Annotated in this window: 17 protein-coding genes and 1 pseudogene; 6 read left to right on the top strand and 12 right to left on the bottom strand. The window is 46.7% G+C overall.

Annotated features, from left to right (window positions below; all coding sequences use genetic code 11):
- Positions 1-20: 20 nt before the first annotated feature.
- The 7 genes from serC to ACTQ53_RS03425 form a co-directional block, all read right to left on the bottom strand.
- Positions 21-1,091 carry a 3-phosphoserine/phosphohydroxythreonine transaminase gene (gene serC, locus ACTQ53_RS03455; protein WP_294967554.1) on the bottom strand — a complete coding sequence of 357 codons (1,071 nt, stop codon included), beginning with the start codon at positions 1,089-1,091 and terminating at the stop codon, positions 21-23.
- A 344-nt stretch (positions 1,092-1,435) separates the two neighbouring features.
- On the bottom strand, positions 1,436-2,755 hold the full coding sequence (locus ACTQ53_RS03450; protein WP_441932023.1) for a DEAD/DEAH box helicase: 1,320 nt from the start codon (positions 2,753-2,755) through the stop codon (positions 1,436-1,438).
- Positions 2,756-2,787: 32 nt separating this feature from the next.
- A complete protein-coding gene (locus ACTQ53_RS03445) occupies positions 2,788-4,008 on the bottom strand; it encodes a tetratricopeptide repeat protein (protein WP_441932022.1) in 1,221 nt (406 codons plus the stop codon).
- Between the two features lie 116 nt (positions 4,009-4,124).
- Positions 4,125-5,234 carry a DUF6057 family protein gene (locus tag ACTQ53_RS03440; protein ID WP_441932021.1) on the bottom strand — a complete coding sequence of 370 codons (1,110 nt, stop codon included), beginning with the start codon at positions 5,232-5,234 and terminating at the stop codon, positions 4,125-4,127.
- A 14-nt stretch (positions 5,235-5,248) separates the two neighbouring features.
- Positions 5,249-7,351: an alpha amylase C-terminal domain-containing protein gene (locus ACTQ53_RS03435; RefSeq protein WP_294967549.1), complete on the bottom strand. Its 2,103-nt coding sequence runs from the start codon at positions 7,349-7,351 to the stop codon at positions 5,249-5,251.
- Positions 7,352-7,407: 56 nt separating this feature from the next.
- Positions 7,408-7,851: a YhcH/YjgK/YiaL family protein gene (locus ACTQ53_RS03430; RefSeq protein ID WP_217759815.1), complete on the bottom strand. Its 444-nt coding sequence runs from the start codon at positions 7,849-7,851 to the stop codon at positions 7,408-7,410.
- Between the two features lie 188 nt (positions 7,852-8,039).
- Positions 8,040-9,143, bottom strand: coding sequence for a phosphatidylinositol-4-phosphate 5-kinase (locus ACTQ53_RS03425; RefSeq protein WP_441932044.1), 1,104 nt, complete (start codon positions 9,141-9,143; stop codon positions 8,040-8,042).
- Positions 9,144-9,421: 278 nt separating this feature from the next.
- On the opposite strand from ACTQ53_RS03425, the gene ACTQ53_RS03420 reads away from it, so the two are divergent.
- On the top strand, positions 9,422-10,129 hold the full coding sequence (locus tag ACTQ53_RS03420; protein ID WP_441932019.1) for a LytR/AlgR family response regulator transcription factor: 708 nt from the start codon (positions 9,422-9,424) through the stop codon (positions 10,127-10,129).
- Between the two features lie 37 nt (positions 10,130-10,166).
- Here ACTQ53_RS03420 and ACTQ53_RS03415 read toward each other — a convergent pair whose 3' ends face one another.
- Positions 10,167-10,838: an HAD family hydrolase gene (locus ACTQ53_RS03415; protein ID WP_441932043.1), complete on the bottom strand. Its 672-nt coding sequence runs from the start codon at positions 10,836-10,838 to the stop codon at positions 10,167-10,169.
- 66 nt (positions 10,839-10,904) lie between these two features.
- A pseudogene (locus ACTQ53_RS03410) lies at positions 10,905-11,159 on the bottom strand (carbohydrate-binding module family 20 domain-containing protein); the annotation flags it as partial.
- A gap of 686 nt (positions 11,160-11,845) precedes the next feature.
- On the opposite strand from ACTQ53_RS03410, the gene mltG reads away from it, so the two are divergent.
- From mltG to ACTQ53_RS03395, 3 genes are all read left to right on the top strand, one after another.
- Positions 11,846-12,892, top strand: coding sequence for an endolytic transglycosylase MltG (gene mltG, locus ACTQ53_RS03405; protein WP_441932018.1), 1,047 nt, complete (start codon positions 11,846-11,848; stop codon positions 12,890-12,892).
- Positions 12,893-13,053: 161 nt separating this feature from the next.
- On the top strand, positions 13,054-13,326 hold the full coding sequence (locus ACTQ53_RS03400; protein WP_153124755.1) for an ACT domain-containing protein: 273 nt from the start codon (positions 13,054-13,056) through the stop codon (positions 13,324-13,326).
- Between the two features lie 44 nt (positions 13,327-13,370).
- On the top strand, positions 13,371-14,735 hold the full coding sequence (locus ACTQ53_RS03395; RefSeq protein WP_295416409.1) for a PFL family protein: 1,365 nt from the start codon (positions 13,371-13,373) through the stop codon (positions 14,733-14,735).
- A gap of 90 nt (positions 14,736-14,825) precedes the next feature.
- Here ACTQ53_RS03395 and ACTQ53_RS03390 read toward each other — a convergent pair whose 3' ends face one another.
- The 3 genes from ACTQ53_RS03390 to ACTQ53_RS03380 form a co-directional block, all read right to left on the bottom strand.
- Entirely contained in the window at positions 14,826-16,334 is a 1,509-nt protein-coding gene (locus tag ACTQ53_RS03390) for a glycoside hydrolase family 10 protein (RefSeq protein ID WP_441932016.1), read from the bottom strand.
- Between the two features lie 25 nt (positions 16,335-16,359).
- Positions 16,360-17,010: a trimeric intracellular cation channel family protein gene (locus ACTQ53_RS03385; protein WP_294967538.1), complete on the bottom strand. Its 651-nt coding sequence runs from the start codon at positions 17,008-17,010 to the stop codon at positions 16,360-16,362.
- A 91-nt stretch (positions 17,011-17,101) separates the two neighbouring features.
- Positions 17,102-18,376, bottom strand: coding sequence for a replication-associated recombination protein A (locus ACTQ53_RS03380; RefSeq protein ID WP_295346726.1), 1,275 nt, complete (start codon positions 18,374-18,376; stop codon positions 17,102-17,104).
- Positions 18,377-18,500: 124 nt separating this feature from the next.
- Between ACTQ53_RS03380 and ACTQ53_RS03375 the strand changes: the two genes are divergently transcribed.
- Positions 18,501-19,310 carry a hypothetical protein gene (locus ACTQ53_RS03375; RefSeq protein ID WP_295346725.1) on the top strand — a complete coding sequence of 270 codons (810 nt, stop codon included), beginning with the start codon at positions 18,501-18,503 and terminating at the stop codon, positions 19,308-19,310.
- Between the two features lie 74 nt (positions 19,311-19,384).
- Positions 19,385-19,606 carry a hypothetical protein gene (locus ACTQ53_RS03370; protein ID WP_153124744.1) on the top strand — a complete coding sequence of 74 codons (222 nt, stop codon included), beginning with the start codon at positions 19,385-19,387 and terminating at the stop codon, positions 19,604-19,606.
- Positions 19,607-19,924 lie beyond the last annotated feature (318 nt).

Genomic DNA, 19,924 nt, shown 5'->3' with positions numbered 1-19,924 from the left:
TCAATGTTCAAAGTTCAATGTTAATACTTAGCTTCAAATTCCTGCATTGCCTTGACGAGTGCCTGAACACCCTCCATGGTCTGTGCATTGTAGCAGCTGGCACGGAAACCACCTACTGAACGGTGACCCTTGATACCAACCATACCACGCTCTGTAGCGAAATCGAGGAATGGTTTCTCCAACTCCTTGTACTCATCGTTCATTACGAAACAGATGTTCATCAATGAACGGGAAGCCTCTTCTACAGTACCCTTGAAGAGCTTGTTGCGGTCAATCTCTGTATAGAGAACCTCAGCACGCTCGTGAGCACGCTTGTCAGCAGCCTCGACACCACCGTTAGCCTTCAACCAGCGGAGATTCTCCATCAAGGTGTAGATAGGAACTACAGGAGGAGTATTGAACATACTGCCCTTCTCTACGTGAGTGCGATAATCGAGCATGGTAGGAATCTCGCGAGGAGCCTTGCCGAGCATCTCATCCTTCACGACGATGACGGTAACACCAGCCATAGAGAGATTCTTCTGAGCACCGGCATAGATAGCGGTGTACTTGGAAACATCTACAGGACGGCTCATGATATCTGAGGACATATCAGAAATCAATGGAACGTTCACGTCTGGATCTACACGGAGTTCAGTACCATATATAGTATTGTTGCTTGTCAAATGCAAGTAATCACAATCGGCTGGCACATTGTTAGGAACCTGAGGATAGAAAGTGTAGTTGGCGTCGGACGATGATGCGATCTCCACGACCTCACCAAAATGCTTCGCCTCTTTCATTGCTTTCTTGGCCCAAGTACCAGAATTAATGTAGGCAGCCTTCTTGATGAGGAAGTTAGCAGGAATCTGCATAAACTGCAATGACGCACCACCACCAAGGAAGATTACGGAGTAACCCTCAGGAATGTCAAGAAGCTCCTTGAAAAGGGAGACAGCCTCGTCAACAACTGGCTGGAAATCCTTAGCACGGTGGCTGATTTCCATCAATGAAAGACCTGAACCATTAAAATCCAAAATCTGCTTTGCTGTGTTCTCAATCACTTCGCGTGGAAGCATTGATGGACCTGCGTTAAAATTGTACTTCTTCATCTTTATATAATTATTTAAGTAATTAATCGTATAACCCTCCTGTTAGCAGGAGACATACATGCGCAATCCACCCATATAGGCTTAGCTGTAAACCTTATGATAGGACTTACGACTGCGAAATTACATTTTTTATTTCAAACTACCAAATTTTTCTGCACATTTTTAGCATTTTGGGCATAAATCTTTCTTTTTGTCACCAGTTTTAACATATTATCTGCATATTTATGCCCTAAATTACAATTTATAACCTAAAAAGCCTCATCTGGAAACAGATTCCAAGATGAGGCTTTTACTAGCTATAAATTTAACTCACTTTGCAGTTTTTTTATCCAAAACCTGAAGTTTCATCTCACTTCTTCGACAATCGTCTTGACACCTTTAATCTTTTCGCCCTTCACATTGTTGAGCACGCTCTTCAGCTTAGGACGGGCGATGGCTGCATAGGCGTACCGGTCGTTGACATCAATCTTTCCGATTTCAGAAGAATTCAGACCTCCCTTCTTGCAGAGGAAGCCGAGAATATCGCCCTTGCTGATCTTGTCCTTCTTTCCCTTACCTATATATAAGGTAGCCATCTGTGGCTTGGCTGGTGCCGGCAACTCCTCAACGGCAGGAATCTCGTAATCCTCAACCTCTGCATCCACATATTCAGGAATATGCTCCTCAGGACCCAGCAGGAAAAAGGCTCTACCCTGCGCTTCCCAACGGGCTGTACGACCCACACGATGGATGTAGCCGTCCTCGCTCTCAGGAATGTGGTAATGGATGATGTTGTCAATATCAGGAATATCAAGACCACGGGAAGCCAGGTCGGTGCTCACCAGAATATTAGCGCTGCCATTGCTGAATCGGTAAAGGGAAGCTTCACGCTCCTTCTGCTCCAATCCACCATGGTAGAATGAAGTGGAGAAACCCTGCTCAACCAGATAGTTGTTGGTGCGCTCCACGCTGTCACGGTAGTTCAGGAAAACGATGGTGCTGGTTTCGCCCAGACTGCGAAGCAATCGACCCAGACTCTCCAGCTTATCCTTCACCGGACTTTCCACCTTATATATATGTACTCGCTCAGGCACCTGCTCCTCGTCCATTCGATAATCTATCTTCTCTACCCTGCCCATGTGGACGAAGCGAGGAATCTCCTCTGCCTCGGTAGCAGACAGCAGGAAGTGGCGGCGCAAGCCTGGCAAAAACTGGATGAGGCGGCTCATCTCGTCCTGGAAACCCATCTCCAGACACTTGTCAAACTCGTCGATGACGAGATACTTGATATGATAAGGCGAGAAGTTGCCCTTGCTGAGATGGTCGTTCAGTCTACCTGGAGTTCCGAAGATAATCTGCGGACGAACCTGCTTCAGCACCCGATGCTCATCCATCGCAGCACGACCGCCGTAGCAAGCCATGGCACGAAGCCCCGAACCCATATCCTTCAATACGGTAGACGACTGCAAAGCCAGCTCACGGCCGGGAGTAACCACGATTGCCTGCGGCTCATCATCGCCCGCATCCACCAGCTGGGAAAGCGGCAAGAGATAAGCCAGCGTCTTTCCACTGCCCGTAGGCGAAAGAACAACCACATCCTTATTGCCATGTGCAATAGACTGAAAAGCCTCCTGCTGCATCTCGTTCAGCGAGATTCCCAGTTTATTCAATATTCTATCTATCATATTTATTTTCTTCATTATCAATTTTCTAATCCTTATTTTCTGCCCTGGTTCAGCAGCTTGTCAATCTCATCAAATTCCTTACCCATGTTCAGGTTCAGATAGATGGTATAAAGCGGCAAGGCCCACTGGTCCTTCTTGTCGGGCATCATCTTTCTGTATTTCTCCAGATACGGCAGAGCCTTCTTGTAATCGCTCTGAATCTGCAAACGCTGCTTGTTGGACTGTTTCAGGTTCTTGTCCTGCTCCACAGCCATGTTGAAGTAAGCCAATCCAGCATTCAGATAGGTTCCCGGCATAGTATCGTTCTGCGCAATGATCCGGTCGCACACCTTGATGCAATCCTTGTATTGGCAGAGATTGAGCAGCAGGGTGCTCTTGGTGAAGAGATAAATATCATTCACCGAATCTACAGCCAGCGCCTGATTGACCACATCCATTGCAGAATCGAGCTGGTTCCTGTCCGAATAGTATTCCACCAGACGCGGGAAGAAGAACGGGAACTTCGGAGCGCGTGAGAAGCCTTCCTTCAGCGTAGCCACATAGCGGGCAGTATCCTTATCCAGCTTGTAGGTCTCAGCCAGATACTGCAACATATAGTTGTAGTGAACCGTATCCTTCAACGCTTCGTAGGAATGATGCAGGGTAGCCTTGCTGTTCTTCATCTTATAGCCAGAATACACAGCCCAGTAGGCAGCAGTATGGAGCGGTGGATTCTTGCTCTGGAAATCATTGCCCTTGAAGAGCGGCTTGTTGGCACAGTCGATGTAGAGGTCGAAGAACTGATAAGCCTCCGGATATTTCTTCTTCTGCAGAAACCAGACTCCACCGTTGTAGATATTGGGACGGATGCGCTTGAGATATTCAGCATGCGCCTTGCGATACTCAATATCCACCTTGCCCTTCCGGTTAGGAACCATCTCTACCGAGTCCAGCCCCTGGGCAATGAGAAACATCTGCCTGCCAAGATTGAAAAGCTGGGCAGTATCATACTTCTGCTTGAGATAGAGCTTTTCATTGCCCTGTTCATACTGCTTTCTGACAGCATCAAAGAGCGTAACCCAAATCTTCTTGTTGCCCAGGTTAGCCGAATCCTTCAAGAGTTTCTCCATGCTAGCCTGTGCCTTGTTCAGGTCCTTGCCCTCCTTGACCTGATCACGGGCAGCCGCAATCTCCTTCTTCTGAGCCTGCATCACAGATGGAAGTCCGAAGAAAAAGACTATTGTAAACATCCATATGTATTTCAATCTTGTCATTTTCTAATCTCTTTATATAATAAAATCCCAATCTCTTACTGCAATATGATTTTATCTCTCAGAGATATTTTTTTTATCTTACAGAGATATTATTTTATCTCTCAGAGATATTCTCCTTACTTACTGCAGTAGTCGAAATAATACCAGTACGTGTTGCCGTAGGTGTCACGGATGGCAGTCTGCATTTCCTGCCTGTTCGTATACTTGTGTTCCATCTGCTGATAGTCCTGGAAATCAGTATCAACCACATTGTCGTGATACTCGATGACAGGCTTGCTGCGACGATGGATGTAGAGCGTCAGAGCCTCCTTGTAATGGGTAGGGAGCTTGGCGGTCTTCACATCATAATGCTTGCACAGAGCCACGACAAACTGATCCAGCTTTTTGTCGAGCAGCAGCGCACAGAGCTTGTAATCGTCCGGCTTGCGATAAACCAGATGCTGCATCTTCATCGAATCGGTAGGCTCCTGCATCCAGCGGTGAGATTTCCACATCAATGACTTCACGGTAACGCTGTCGGGCAACATTGCCTTGCTGCCACCAACCAGCGGATAGGAAAACAGCTTGTCAGCAAGTTCACCCGTATGATGCAGACAAGCTATGCGCAGCATGGTCAGCGAGGAATCGGTCTGCAAGGACTTTCTGCCCACCTTCAGCGCCTCAGCATAATTCTTCTGCTTCATCAACCGCTCCATCTTCATACGTTCATGGAACAGACGGTCGTTGCTTGCCACAAAGCTCATCACGACAATCATCACCACCATCTGGAAGAGGTTGATCCACATATACTTGGAAAGCCAGCCGCTGCTATGAGGCTCCTGCTCCAAAGGTTCCAGTTGCCTGATGACCCATACCGCTCCGCCGAAAGCCAGAAGGCACAAGGGAGCCACAATCCACCAGGCACCGAGGGAATGATGAATATCCACATCCGTAGGAATGTCGGTGATGATGGTGAGAATCAGGAAGGAAGGAAAATACGTAAGAGCATGAAAGCGGCGCTTTACCTGAGTTAACGCATAGACGCCCAACTGCAAGACATAAAGTACCAACGTAATCAGCAGCGGGGCGACTGTATAGCTATAGTCGGTTTTACCATCACTCAGCACATGCTGGGCAACGGCTAATACATCTGCCTGGTAAAAAGCCAGGTAGCAATAAACAAAAATGATAAAGACAATAGCACAAGCGAAGTGCATCTTCGCTGTGCTATTCTTTTTATTTCCCATAAAATTTATCTACATTAATTTTTCTTCAGCACCAATGCTGTACGGGCTGGCAGATAGAGCTTCAGCCACTCCTTGCGGTCGTTCACGTAAAGTGGATCGTAAGTCGTGAGATGGGTCAGCTCATCATCATTCAAGCCGTTGCCGCCGAATGCCTTGTTGTCCGTATCAAGCACTACGCTGTAGGCGCCTGTAGGAACCAGGAAACCGTAATCGGTAAACGAACGGGTTGGCGAGAAGTTGAACACGAAGAGCAAGTCGCCTCGCATGTAGGCTAGAACCTGATCTCCATCATTGTGCCAAATCTCTACAACTGGTGTCTTGTTAAAATTCTTTTCGCTCGTAATCGTCTTGAGCATTGCTTTATCGAAATCGCCTAAGTAGTGGTAGCACAATTCCTTATTGTCTACCAGGTTCCACTGGCGACGGGCATACTTATAGCTCCAGCCATTACCCTCGCGAGGGAAGTCAATCCATTCCGGATGACCGAACTCATTACCCATGAAGTTCAGGTAACCGCCATTGATGGTGGATGCTGTAGCCAGACGGATCATCTTGTGAAGGGCAATACCGCGGTGGGCAACATAGTTCTCATCTCCCTTCTTGAAATGCCAGTACATATCAGCATCAATGAGACGGAAGATGATGGTCTTGTCGCCTACCAGTGCCTGGTCATGACTCTCGCAGTATGAGATGGTCTTCTCGTCGGCACGGCGGTTCTTGATTTCCCAGAAGATGCTGGATGGCTTCCAGTCTTCATCCTTCAATTCCTTGATGGTCTTGATCCAGTAGTCAGGAATGTTCATCGCCATGCGGTAGTCGAAGCCATAGCCGCCGTCTTCAAACTTGGCTGCCAGTCCTGGCATTCCGCTCACCTCCTCGGCAATAGTAATCGCATTCTTGTTCACCTCATGAATCAGACTGTTGGCAAGGGTAAGATAACAGATGGCGTTATCGTCCTCATGACCGTTGAAGTAATCGCCGTAGTTGCAGAATGCCTCACCCAATCCATGGCTGTAATACAGCATAGAAGTTACACCATCGAAGCGGAAGCCGTCGAAATGGAACTCTGTAAGCCAGTACTTGCAGTTGCTCAGCAGGAAGTGGATTACCTCGTTCTTGCCGTAGTCGAAGCAGAGGCTGTCCCAGGCAGGATGCTCATGACGGTCGCCAGGATAGAAATACTGGTTAGGATCGCCGGCAAGATTACCAAGACCTTCCAACTCGTTCTTCACTGCATGAGAGTGGACGATGTCCATGATGACGGCAATACCGTTCTGATGGGCAGTATCAATGAGATCCTTCAACTCTTCTGGAGTACCGAAACGGCTGCTAGCTGCAAAGAAGCTGCTCACATGATAACCGAAAGAACCATAATATGGATGTTCCTGGATAGCCATGATCTGGATGCAGTTGTAACCGTCCTCGATGATGCGAGGCAATACATTCTCCTTGAACTCAGTATAGGTTCCAACCTTCTCTGCATCCTGGCTCATACCGATATGGCACTCATAAATCAAGAGCGGAGTGGTCTTAGCCTTGAAAGTCTTCTTCTTCCACTTGTAAGGCTCTGGATTCCAAACCTGCGCAGAGAAAATCTTGGTCTGCTCATCCTGTACTACGCGCTGAGCCCATGCAGGGATTCGCTCGCCTTCGCCACCTTCCCAGTGCACCTTCATCTTATAGAGGTCACCGTGCTTCAATGCCTTCTCAGGAAGCTTCAGCTCCCAGTTGCCTGAGTTCTTCTGTCTCTTGGCACGATACTTCTCTGTCTCCTTCCAGTCGTTGAAATCGCCGATGAGATAGATATCTGTAGCGTTAGGCGCCCACTCACGGAACACCCATCCCTTCTCTGTCTTGTGAAGGCCGAAGTATTCGAAGCCATTGGCAAAATCGCTCAGGGTGGTCTTGCCGTTGTTGGTAAGCTGGCCCATCTTCCAGAGCACGTGGTCGTGGCGGCCACGGATAGCATCCTCGTAGTCTGCCAGGTAAGGATCGTTCTTTACAAGTCCTATATGTTTAACAGTAGCAGCCTTGGTTGTTTTCTTGCAGGCAGTCTTCTTGCAGGCTGCCTTCTTGGCTGTTGTCTTCTTAGCTGTAGTCTTCTTTTCTGTTGCCATGGATTATAGATTTAAATATTTATATTTATGTGTATTCGATTGTGAACTTGCCCAGATTAAGCCTTGATCTTGAAGATAGCCTTGTGGATGGCGCCCTTGCCGATACATGGCTGATGACCGTCCTCTGGCCAGAAGATGGCAAACTGACCCGGCTTGCAGGTAACGAGCGTCTGCGCCTTCACGCCAGGATACTTGGTAATATCCTTTGCCTCGTTGTACTCTACCTCTGGAAGGTCCTTCAAAGGAGTATATCCGTAGGTTTCCTCATTATCAAGTGGAATCTGGATATCGATCATCTTGCGATGAGTCTCGATAACAGCATCCTCCTCGTTCTTACCCTGAGCCTCAGCAATATTCAGAAAAAGGTCGGCGCCCTGAATAGGATGCTTACCTGCCTCAAGCTGAGTGAGATCGTTCTCCTTAATAAACTTCACCACTTCCGGGAAGAGTGGATTGAGAGAAATATATCTCTCCAAATTGTCTAATGTATCAACTATCATAGTCTTACTTTGAATTTTGAGATTTGAACATGGAACTTTGAACTCGGAACATTGAACATTGAACATTGAACTTTATGATATGTTCGCTCTTCAGTATCTCGTTATTAATTCATATTATTCCTATTTATTATTTCTTTATTATTCCTATTTTTCCGATTAATCTTCTTTATTAGTTCTATTTAATTCGATTAATCTTCGAAACGCTTGCCGTTTTCGTAGGTTCCCTTGGCTGTAACCTGACCATTGCGGTCTTTCTCTACGAATCTGCCGTCACGCATGTCGTTGCGATAGTTGCCCTCGAAACGCTTGCCGTTCTTATCTTCCTCAATGCAGGCTCCTTCGCGCTTGCCCTTGCGGTAGTTTCCCTTGAAGCGGCGACCGTCGGCATAGTGAATCACCACATTGCCCTCTACATGACCGTTGCGGAATTCACCCTCGTAAATATCACCGTTCTTCTTGGTCAGCTTGCCCCTTCCGTTCTGCAGGTCATCCTTCCAGGAACCAACATAGATGTCTCCGTTCTTCCATACGAAAGTACCCTGACCGGAACGCTGACCGTCGAGAAACTGTCCTGTATACTTGGAGCCGTTCATCGAACGGAAAATGCCTTCACCGGTACGTTCGCCCTGAACATAATCGCCTTCATAGACATCACCGTTGTGGAATTTGTAGATTCCCTTGCCGTCCTGGATATCATCCTTCCAGTCGCCATTGTAGACATCACCGTCAGCATACTTGAATACGCCTTTTCCGGAACGCTGGTTGTTCACCCACTGACCGTCGTAGGTAGTACCGTCACCCCAATTGAAGAAACCGTTGCCATTCTTCATGTCGTTCATCCACTGTCCCTTATACTGGGCACCATTGGAATAGGTATAGGTTCCTCTACCCTGTCGCTTGTCCTTATACCAGTCGCCGTCGTATCTGTCACCATTATAATAATACATGACTCCATGACCGTGCTGGAAGTCTCTGAACCAGAGTCCTACATACTTGTTATTATTCTGAAAATAGAAAGTACCCTTGCCATGCTGCTGGTCCTGCATCCACTGACCTTCATACTTTTCACCGTCAGAGAAAGTATATACGCCATATCCTTCACGCTTTCCTTTCTGGTAAGCGCCTTCGTAAGTATCGCCGTTCGGATAGACGGCAGCACCTTTGCCCTGAGGCTTTCCGCTTACCATTTCGCCCTTGTACTGACCACCGTCACGGGTGATGCAGGAACCCAGCGAAATCTTCTGGGCAAAGGCAGACAACGGACTGAGACAGAGAGCCAACGCCAGAAGCATCTGCTTTCCGTTCTGCCAGAAAAATCTACACGCCGAAGATGACTGATTGACGTTGTCTGCTATAGATTTCTTATTATATTTCTTTTTCATATACAGTAATCTCATGTTTCAATCCCCAAAGTTATAAGTTTTTCGTCAAATGACCAAATAGATTAAACAAATTTAAGTTTATAAGAAGAAAAATAATTATTAACGCAAAAAAATCGAAACACAATACAATATATAAATAAGAAATGCGTTTATACCGAAAAATATATTTTAAACCACAACAAACGCTTATGATTTTAAACTGTGCAATTATAGATGAAGATCCTACTGCCCTGGAGCAGTTGAAGAAATACGTAGACGAAACACCTACGCTGAATCTTATCGGCGCCTACCCTTCTGCCATTGATGCAGTAGACGGCATACGCCACTGTCATCTCGACATCCTGTTCCTGGCCATCCACATGCAGCAAATCAGTGGACTGGAATTCGCCAAGGTGGTACCTAAGAACGTCAAGATCATCTTCACTACAGCCTTCAAGGAGTATGCCATCGAAGCCTACAAGGTGCACGCTTTCGACTATCTGCTGAAGCCTATCAGCTATCCTGACTTCATGGACTCCTGCAAGAAGGTTTTCGACTCCTACATGCAAGACGACAAATACAATCCTATCAAACGCGACAAGTTCCTGATCGTGAAGAGCGATTATAAATATGTACGCATTCCGTTCGATAAGATTCTCTTCGTAGAAAGCCTGAAAGATTACATTCTCTTCCATCTGGAAGGAATGGAGAACGTATCCACCCTGGGCAACCTCAAGCATCTGGAAGAACGACTTCCGAAAGAGAAATTCAGAAGAATACACCGTTCCTATCTTGCCAACATGACCAAGTTCAACGTCATCGAACGGGGCAAGCTGATATACGGATCGCTGGGCATTCCTATCTCTGACACCTTCAGCGATGTTGTAAAAACCTATATTGATGAGCATTCTGTATGATGCTCATCAATACTTTTTATATAATATCCGACAATCATCAGAGCAGCTGGTCAGGAGCACTGACATAGATGGTTGCCCCATGCTCTGACAGGAAATCGCAGTCGCGGAAGCCCCAGAGCACGCTGATGCAAGGCATGTGACTGTTGCGTGCCGTCATCACGTCCACATCACTGTCACCAATATATACGGCTGTCTCCCTGTCCGCATGCAACAGTCTGAGTGCTTCGTTCACGGTGTCCGGAGCCGGCTTCTTCTCAATGCCCTCCCGTTCACCGATGGCTACGTCTACAAGGTCTCCGAAGAAATGGCGGCAGAGTTCCTCCGTAGCAGCATAGAACTTGTTGCTGACCACGGCGATGTTCTTGCCGCGCGCCTTCAGCTCTTTCAGCATGTCCATGATTCCAGGATAAGGAGCAGTCTCGTCCAGATTATGAACCATATAATGATTTCGGAAGTCCTGGAACACGCGGTCGAAATCCACCTCGCCCGACTCCAGCCGTTCCTTTCCTATCGCACGCTCCATCAGCAACTTCACACCGTTGCCCACCATCATTCTCACTTCTTCAATGGAACGCTCAGGCAACTGATTCGTCCGCAGGGCATAATTGCAACTGGAAGCCAGATCTGCAAGAGAAGAAATCAGGGTGCCGTCAAGGTCGAAGACGTATGTTTCAAAGTCAAACTGAGCATGTGGCGGGAACTTCTTGATGCGGAAATCACCGCCATGAAGCACATGAACCTCGCCCTGATAGATACGCTCGTCAAGCGTACGGTTTCCACCATACTCCCAGCGCTTGAATCGCTGGGTGTCCGTATTCACAATGATGTACTTGAATTCTATCGGAGCATCAATCGGAGCCACATTGACCGACAATACCCATTCATGCTTGCCCAGAGACTTCATCTGCAGGAAATGATCGATGTTCCAGTTGCCCAGCGTAGGATGATTGCCCAATAAGGCAATCGCTTCACCTTCGTGCAGACGGGGAGCATGAACCTTGAAGATGATTGTCTCGCCGAAGAGCGGCATACATTCCATGCGCTCATACGATTCCACATCCACTTTGGGAGTTCTGCCGATAGCTGTAGCCATGCGGGCTGCCAACTTCTCCTCCAGCCAGAAATCGTCAAAGATATAACTCTTGGAAGAATCATATACGTATACTCTCGGCGAATCAACCGATTCCGTACGGAGCACCTTGCCGTCTTCATCAACCACCGTATAATAATAGTAAATCAGATCAAAGGGATGCTGGCGGTTTTCACGGGTAGAAGTTTCCACCATCCAGTGATAACCATCCTGGGTATTCATCAGGAGTTTCACCTCCAGACTGGCTCCCCTTGAAGAATAAAAGGTGAGATTCACACATAGCATCTCGCCCCAATGAGCCTTATATGGTAAAGAAAAATTTATCTTCATGCTTTCTTTCTCCTAGTTATTCTTATTGATTCAACAAATCACTGTGCTGGAAACCATCAGTATCCCCATCGCACAGAAATTCCGTATGTCGACCGCAAAAGTAAATATTTTTTTTGAAAGAGAAAAAGAGAAACATAAGAAATTGACAACGAGAGAGGCTTTTTAACCTAATTTAATTGACGATACTTTGCCATTTCCCATTTTTGCAGTACTTTTGCAGATAAGAACGCAATATCATGTTTATGATAGGATTGAACAGAAAAAAGTGAAGCAAAACAAAAATGAATACAAAGAAAATGAAAAAATCAGTTTCTAAGCTCTATCTCTACGGTGCCATCGCATGCATCGTGATAGTTGCCATTGTTGGTTACCTCTACTGCTTCTCCTCTTTCTCGAAGAGCAGCAATACGCAGTATGTCTATATTGACACAGACGACAATATAGACTCTGTATATAAAAAGGTGGAACCGATAGCCAACAGTTTCCCGTATCAGGCATTCAAGACCCTGACCCATCACTTCGGATATGCGGAGCATATCCATACCGGACGCTACGCCATCCATCCGGGAGAAGGCGCACTGAAGGTGTGGCGACACATGAAGAACGGACTGCAGGAACCAATCAACCTCACACTGCCTTCCGTACGTACACTAGACAAGCTGTCGGTAGAACTCAGCAAGAAGCTGATGATAGACAGCACCTCCATTCTCCAGGCGCTGACCGATGAGGCTACCTGCGAGAAGTATGGTTACGACACCACCACCATCGCCTGCATGTTCATCCCGAACACCTACGACATCTACTGGAACTCATCCGTAGAAAAACTGCTCGACCGAATGAAGAAGGAAAGCGAGAAGTTCTGGAATGAAGACCGTACGCAGAAGGCAAAGGCTCTGCAGCTGACTCCGATAGAAGTCATCACCATCGCAAGCATCGTGGACGAAGAAACTGCCAACAACGGCGAGAAGCCGATGATTGCCGGAATGTACTACAACCGCTTCAAGCTGCGCAATGCAGAATATCCGGAAGGAATGCCGCTGCAGGCAGATCCAACCATCAAATACGCCTGGAAGCGATTCGACCTGAAGCGCATTTACAACAATCTGCTGCGCATCAAGAGTCCATACAATACCTATGTGAATCCGGGATTGCCACCAGGACCTATCCGCATCCCTTCAGTAGCTGGCATTGACGCTGTTCTCAACCTCGTCAAGCACGATTATCTCTACATGTGCGCCAAGGAGGATTTCAGCGGCACCCATAATTTTGCACGCACTTATCAGGAGCACCTGCAGAATGCTGCTAAATATTCAAAGGCATTGAATGAAAGAGGTATCAAATAATTAGAAGTATCAATTATTTAGAATACAAGCAGAGAAAACTTGCAAAATATCTGTTATTTTGCAAGTTTTCTTTTTTTTATTTGGCAGTCTGACAAAATAGTTGTACTTTTGTGGCATAAAACATATTAAGAACAAAAGTATAACAATAAAAAGCTATAATCATGAACAGAACGATTATTACAGTAGTGGGAAAGGATACCGTTGGTATCATCGCCAAAGTTTGTACTTATTTGGCAGAGAACAGCATCAACATTCTTGATATCTCTCAGACTATCGTACAGGAGTATTTTAACATGATGATGATTGTAGATATGGGCAAGATGACAAAATCGTTTGAAGAGGTTGCTGATGAACTTGCCAACGTGGGTAAGGAACTCGGCGTGCAGGTGAAATGCCAGCGCGAGGAAATCTTTAACATGATGCACAGAATCTAAGCAAGAATCCAAAAGTTTATAATCAATAGCTAAATTTTGAAAATATGATCAATATATCTGAGGTTATCGAAACCAATAAGATGATAGAGCAGGAAAACTTCGATGTGCGCACCATCACCATGGGTATCAATCTCCTGGACTGCGCTTCTACCGATGTGGAGGAACTCTGTCAGAATATACATAATAAGATTACACGACTCGCTAAGAACCTGGTGAAGACGGGCGAAGATATTTCCAAGGAATTTGGAGTGCCTATCGTCAACAAGCGTATCTCCATCACTCCTATCTCTCTGGTAGGAGGCTCTGCATGCAAGACTACAGACGACTACGTGAAGATTGCCAAGACCCTCGACAAGTGTGCCAAGGAACTCGGTGTCAACTTCCTCGGTGGTTACTCTGCCATCGTAAGCAAGGGTATGAGCAAGAGCGATGAACTCCTTATCCGGTCTATCCCACAGGCAATGGCTCAGACAGATTTCGTCTGCAGCTCTGTCAACGTGGGTTCTACTAAGACCGGAATCAACATGGATGCTGTCCGTCTGATGGGAGAAATCATCAAGGATACGGCTGAAGCTACCAAGGAAAAGGGTTCTTTGGGCTGCGCCAAGCTTGTCGTTCTCTGCAATGCTCCTGATGACAACCCATTCATGGCTGGTGCCTTTCACGGTGTTTCAGAGGCTGATGCTGTAGTAAGCGTTGGTGTCAGCGGTCCGGGTGTAGTAAAGTATGCATTGGAGAAGGTGAAGGGCGAAAGCTTCGAGGTTCTCTGCGAAACCATCAAGCGCACAGCCTTCAAGATTACCCGTGTAGGTCAGTTGGTTGCTAAGGAGGCTTCACGCCGTCTCAACGTACCATTCGGCATCATCGACCTCTCTCTGGCTCCTACTCCTGCCATCGGTGACAGTGTTGCTGATATCCTCGAACTCATCGGTCTTGAGCATGCAGGCGCTCCTGGAACTACAGCAGCTCTTGCTCTCCTGAACGATCAGGTAAAGAAGGGCGGTATCATGGCGTCATCATACGTTGGCGGTTTGAGCGGTGCTTTCATTCCTGTCAGTGAAGACCAGGGTATGATCAATGCCGTTGAGGCGGGTGCACTGACCATCGAAAAGTTGGAGGCTATGACCTGCGTATGTTCTGTAGGTCTCGATATGATTGCCATTCCGGGAGATACTCCTGCCACAACAGTTTCCGGCATCATTGCCGACGAGGCTGCTATCGGTATGGTCAACCAGAAGACCACAGCCGTCCGCGTCATCCCTGTTGTAGGAATGAAGGTTGGTGACAATGTAGACTTCGGTGGCTTGCTGGGTCACGCTCCTATCATGCCAGTGAACAAGTTCAGCTGCGAGGCATTTATCAACCGTTTAGGTCGCATCCCAGCTCCTATCCACAGTTTCAAGAACTAACATTTAGTTTCTATATATAGTAAAAGCCCTGGAAGTCATTATCAGACTTCCGGGGCTTTTTAATCATATCATCGGATTAACCGAATGAAGCTAGAATGAAACCTTGACTTTCTTTCCCTTGCTCTCATTACCTACTCTGTCAAGAGCTGTCACTACATAAACATACTGTTTTCCCTTCTCGTACTTCACCTTATAGAAAGGATTGTAGGTTATCTTCTGCAAAGCCTTCACATTACGGAGATCTATCTTCTCTCCCATTCCGAAACGGTAGACAGCAAAACGATTCGCTTCATCACCCCATTTCTTCTTTTTCCATTTTGGAGCTTTCCATACAAGCAGCGGACCAAATTCAGTCCAGTGCAACTTCATTCCCTTCACTCCCTTAGGAGCCTTATCATCCAGGAAAGGCATCAATGGAGGAAGAGCCGGATACTTCCAATAATTGTTGCGGAGCGTATGGCCAATATTGCCCACATTATCAGCGGCAGTCTTAGCATACCATAACACAGTACCCTGCACATTGCTCATCTGCTGGTGCAGACGGTGCTTGGCAGGCAACTGATGACTGCGAGGATTTCCAGGATCAGCATGCTTGGCAGTACGCTCAATGTCTTCACCAATATAGAGAGGACGGTTGCCGGCATGCTTGTTCCACCAGGTGATGAGCGTCTTATAGTCTGCCGCCTTGTTGCCAATTTCCCAATACAGCTGAGGCACGGTATAGTCAACAAATCCATTGTTCACCCAGAGCAACACATCAGCATAGAGATCATCATAGTTCTGCAAGCCGTAGGTCTCAGAACCGTTAGGATCGGTACGCTTGTTGCGATAAATACCGAAAGGAGAAACACCAAACTTCACCCAAGGCTTGATGGTATGAATGGTTTCACCCAATTCCTGAACAAATCGGCTTACATTGTCACGGCGCCAATCACCGATATTGCGGAATCCTCTAGGATGCTGTCTGTAGAGCGCCTGATCCGGAATCTGCTTGCCTGCTACAGGATAAGGATAGAAATAATCATCAATATGGAATCCATCGATATCATATCTTCCTACAATATCAGCTGCAATACGGCAAGTATACTCAGTAGCCTCTCGCAAAGCCGGATTGAGAAGCACCAGGTTGTCATACTTGAAGCAAAGTTCAGGCTGCTGCTTGACAACACTCTTTGGTGAGAGAGTGGCATAAGGAGTAGAACTGTGCTTGGCACGGAACGGATTGATCCATGCATGAAGTTCCATACCACGGTTGTGGCACTGCTCAATCATCCACTGCAGCGGATCCCAGTAAGGAGAAGGAGCTTTTCCCTGCACACCCGTCAGATAACGGCTCCATGGTTCATACTCACTGGCATAGAGCGCATCACACTCAGCACGCACCTGGAAGATGATGGCATTCACACCATCCTTCTGCAATTCATCCAGCTGTCTGGTGAGCATAGCCTGAATCTGCTGCGTACTCTTACCTAAATACTGTCCGTTGACACACTGTATCCATGCGCCACGAAACTCTCGCTTGTTTTGTGCCATCAGCGAAGTCTGAAACATCAGCATCATCGCCAGAATCAGCAATCCAAAGATTTTCTCTCTTCTCATGTAGTATTGTTTAATGTTTAATTATTTAATTATCCTTCTCATCCTCATCCCGCAATGTAGGCAGCGAGATGTGGTATTTCACTGCAAGCAGACGGATGGCACATACAGTAACGAAGGAAGCAACCACCGTTACGTAGAGACTCACGTCCAGACAACTGAATCCCCAGTAGACGAGACCACCGATGACGCAAGCCATCGCATAAATCTCCTTGCGGAAGATAACCGGCTCCTCATTGAGAAGCACATCACGGATTACTCCACCGAAAGAACCCGTAATACAACCCATGATGATTGCCACCCAGAACGGGAAGCCGCAATCAAGGGTCTTTTGGATTCCTGCAATATTGAAAAGCGCCAGACCGAGCGTATCGAAAAGAAACCAGGTATTGTCGAGACGCTTCAGATAATGATGGCAGACGATGACTACTAGCTGAGCCAGCAGCGTAAACAGAAGATAGATTGGACTCGACATCCAGAAAGGAGTCAGACCCAACATCACATCACGGATGGTTCCGCCACCGATGGCAACAGCCACACCACACACAAATCCGCCCAGCCAGTCGTAATGCTTGGTGGCGGCAAGTCGGATGCCCGAAAGGGCAAACGCAAAGGTTCCTATGAACTCAATGACACTCTGAAGCGTCATCACCAGTTCCGGGTCATTATGAATAGTCATTTTTCTCGTAACAGTTAGTTGTTTTCAATTATATGATTTTCTATCAATTAAAAATATCAATTATAAATTGTAAATTATCATTTATAAATTGTTAATCCTTAAACCGCTCTCCCCAGCAGGTTACCATCCAGTTATAGAGTCGTTCCTCAGAAGGAGAATGTTGCGGATACCAGAATCGCGAATTTCTGATTTCATCCGGCAGATACTGCTGCTCGGTGAAATGCCCCGGATAATCGTGAGGATACTTGTAGCCATCATGATAGCCAAGGTCCTTCATCAGCTTGGTAGGCGCATTCCTGAGATGCAGAGGCACAGGCAGATTGCCCGTCTGCTTAACGGTAGCAATGGCATCATTGATGCCCAGATAGGCACTATTGCTCTTAGGACTGGTGGCTAGATAAACTACAGCCTCGGCAAGTGCGATACGAGCCTCAGGCCAGCCAATCTTCATCACCGTATCAAAGGCGGCATTCGCCAGCAGCAGGGCGTTCGGATTAGCCAGTCCCACATCCTCGCTGGCACTGATAACCACCCTTCGGGCGATGAACTGCGGGTCTTCTCCACCCTCTATCATACGTGCCATCCAATAGAGAGCCGCATCAGGATCACTGCCACGGATACTCTTGATAAAAGCGGAGATGATGTCATAATGCATCTCTCCCTGCTTGTCGTAAGCCAGCGGATTCTGCTGCAACTGGTGTACCACCATCTGGTCGGTAATGACCACATCATCCGACCCAGCCGATTCAACCACGAGTTCAAGGATATTGAGCAGCTTGCGGGCATCACCACCACTATATCTCAGCAAGGCACCCTTCTCCTTCAGTTCAATATGCTTTTCCCTCAGTTCCACATCCTCCGTAATGGCACGATTCAGCAGTCCTTCTAGATCTTCCTTTTCCAAAGGTTTCAGGACATAGAGCTGACATCTGGAGAGCAACGGTCTGATGACTTCGAACGAAGGGTTCTCCGTAGTAGCACCAATCAGGGTAACGATTCCTTTTTCTACCGCTCCCAGGAGAGAGTCCTGCTGACTCTTGGAGAATCGGTGAATCTCATCTATAAATAAAATAGGTGAAGCGGAATTGAAGAATCTTCCGTTCTTTGCCCTTTCTATCACTTCACGCACATCCTTTACGCCACTGGTCACCGCAGAGAGTGTATAGAAAGGCACCTTCAAGGTCTGCGCCACAATCTGCGCCAAGGTAGTCTTTCCCACTCCCGGTGGTCCCCATAGGATAAAAGAAGATATACGCCCTGCATCTATCATCATGCGCAGGACGGCTCCCTCACCAACGAGATGCTTCTGACCGACATAATCAGCAAGCGTGTGAGGCCTCATTCTTTCAGCTAATGGTTCACTCATACTGCAAAGGTAATAAAAAAAACGAAACCGACACAAAAAATACAATGAAAAATAAAAAAATAGGCTGGAAAATTTGGATATATAAAAAGAAGTACTTAATTTTGCAATCAAAATATAGTAGACAATGAAAAAAGACAAAGTTATAACACTCAAGACTCTCACAAAGAGTAGTGTATGGGAAGTGCAGGAGAACGATGTTTTCCGCCTTTGGGAAGCTGCCGAGAAAGACAACGACCTGAAGGACAACCAGCGTAAGTATCTAGACACTATCCGCAGCGCATTCGAAATGGAGAAGATTACCGTCGATCGCCCAGAGGTGCTGGATAAGTTAACAGAACGTGGCTTCAAGATCGGTACCTTCCGTATCGATGACCAGAACGTGAAGTATGCCATCAAGAAGCGTCCTATCATGCGCGTTACCGACCTGACATACGAGAACGTAGGCCATATTACAGCCAGCAAGCTCATCGAGCTGCTGGAGCGCAACTTCGGTGGCGGATGGGAAAGCTTGCCACAGAGCATCCAGGACATCATCGAGAGCAACTTTGATATCAGTACCACTACCCTTCCTAAGGACCGCCTGAAGAAACCAGGTGGCTTGTACGAGAAGAAACTTGCCGATGATTATGAAGTACTCGTTGTACCAAAGGGTACATGGGTGGAAGCAATCTTCGCTAAGGAGAAGCCAAAGGTTGAGAAGATCCGCATGAAATTCATGGATGAAGACGAGCTGGACCGTGAGGACGATATCGAGGACATCGATGACGACGATGAGGATGCACCAGAGATTGAGGATCACTACAACGATCCTGACGAGGACGATGATGCCTTCGACGACGACAAGTTGACCGAAGAGAGTTATCGCACTACATTCGAAGACCCGGAGAATCTCGGTCTTGACGATGCAGAAGATGTTGCTGACGACGACTACTAACAGAGGATTCCCAAAACTGGAAGTAGTGAGAATAAAAAAAGGAATTTACACATTATTAAATAATAGATAAGGAAATGAACGCTTTAGTAGGATTTATCGCATTAGTTGTGGTAGCCATCGTAGGATGGGCTATCGCAGAGTTTAAGTATAAGGCTTTCACCTTTACCCGTTCTGAAAAGGATCTGGAAGAGGAGAAGGAACTGGAAGAGATCCAGCGCGAGAATGGTTTCAAGGAGATGAACATCCGTGACATCATGCGCAAGAACTCTACCAACGGCTACAATGCCGTAGGTTAAAGTAGAATCATCAATTCATACATTTTATAAATGACACAAAACGTGTTAATTCTATTGATATTGGCGGTATGCGTGATGTATACCGCCAATCGCATTTATAAAACTTACCGGAAAGCCAAGACGTGTAAGGACTTCAAATGCGCCAACTGCCCTTTTCTGGAAAAATGTGAACAGAAAAAGAGAAAATCTGAAGTAAAAACAGAGAAAACAAGGGGAAAACAATAAAAAATGAAAGTTTTTTGAAAAAAGTAGATGAAAAATTTGGTGGAACCAAATAAAAATAGTACCTTTGCACTCGCAATTCAGAAATGGTTGCTT

The sequence above is a fragment of the Prevotella sp. Sow4_E9_plate genome (genome assembly GCF_052116205.1).
GTDB lineage: Bacteria > Bacteroidota > Bacteroidia > Bacteroidales > Bacteroidaceae > Prevotella.
This window is presented reverse-complemented; position numbering and strand designations above follow the sequence as displayed.

Excerpts from the sequence above, each read along its gene's own strand:
- serC (WP_294967554.1), bottom strand. The coding sequence starts at position 1,091 with ATGAAGAAGTACAATTTTAACGCAGGTCCATCAATGCTTCCACGCGAA.
- ACTQ53_RS03450 (WP_441932023.1), bottom strand. The coding sequence starts at position 2,755 with ATGATAGATAGAATATTGAATAAACTGGGAATCTCGCTGAACGAGATG.
- ACTQ53_RS03445 (WP_441932022.1), bottom strand. The coding sequence starts at position 4,008 with ATGACAAGATTGAAATACATATGGATGTTTACAATAGTCTTTTTCTTC.
- ACTQ53_RS03440 (WP_441932021.1), bottom strand. The coding sequence starts at position 5,234 with ATGGGAAATAAAAAGAATAGCACAGCGAAGATGCACTTCGCTTGTGCT.
- ACTQ53_RS03435 (WP_294967549.1), bottom strand. The coding sequence starts at position 7,351 with ATGGCAACAGAAAAGAAGACTACAGCTAAGAAGACAACAGCCAAGAAG.
- ACTQ53_RS03430 (WP_217759815.1), bottom strand. The coding sequence starts at position 7,851 with ATGATAGTTGATACATTAGACAATTTGGAGAGATATATTTCTCTCAAT.
- ACTQ53_RS03425 (WP_441932044.1), bottom strand. The coding sequence starts at position 9,143 with ATGCTTCTGGCGTTGGCTCTCTGTCTCAGTCCGTTGTCTGCCTTTGCC.
- ACTQ53_RS03420 (WP_441932019.1), top strand. The coding sequence starts at position 9,422 with ATGATTTTAAACTGTGCAATTATAGATGAAGATCCTACTGCCCTGGAG.
- mltG (WP_441932018.1), top strand. The coding sequence starts at position 11,846 with ATGAAAAAATCAGTTTCTAAGCTCTATCTCTACGGTGCCATCGCATGC.
- ACTQ53_RS03400 (WP_153124755.1), top strand. The coding sequence starts at position 13,054 with ATGAACAGAACGATTATTACAGTAGTGGGAAAGGATACCGTTGGTATC.
- ACTQ53_RS03395 (WP_295416409.1), top strand. The coding sequence starts at position 13,371 with ATGATCAATATATCTGAGGTTATCGAAACCAATAAGATGATAGAGCAG.
- ACTQ53_RS03390 (WP_441932016.1), bottom strand. The coding sequence starts at position 16,334 with ATGAGAAGAGAGAAAATCTTTGGATTGCTGATTCTGGCGATGATGCTG.
- ACTQ53_RS03385 (WP_294967538.1), bottom strand. The coding sequence starts at position 17,010 with ATGACTATTCATAATGACCCGGAACTGGTGATGACGCTTCAGAGTGTC.
- ACTQ53_RS03380 (WP_295346726.1), bottom strand. The coding sequence starts at position 18,376 with ATGAGTGAACCATTAGCTGAAAGAATGAGGCCTCACACGCTTGCTGAT.
- ACTQ53_RS03375 (WP_295346725.1), top strand. The coding sequence starts at position 18,501 with ATGAAAAAAGACAAAGTTATAACACTCAAGACTCTCACAAAGAGTAGT.
- ACTQ53_RS03370 (WP_153124744.1), top strand. The coding sequence starts at position 19,385 with ATGAACGCTTTAGTAGGATTTATCGCATTAGTTGTGGTAGCCATCGTA.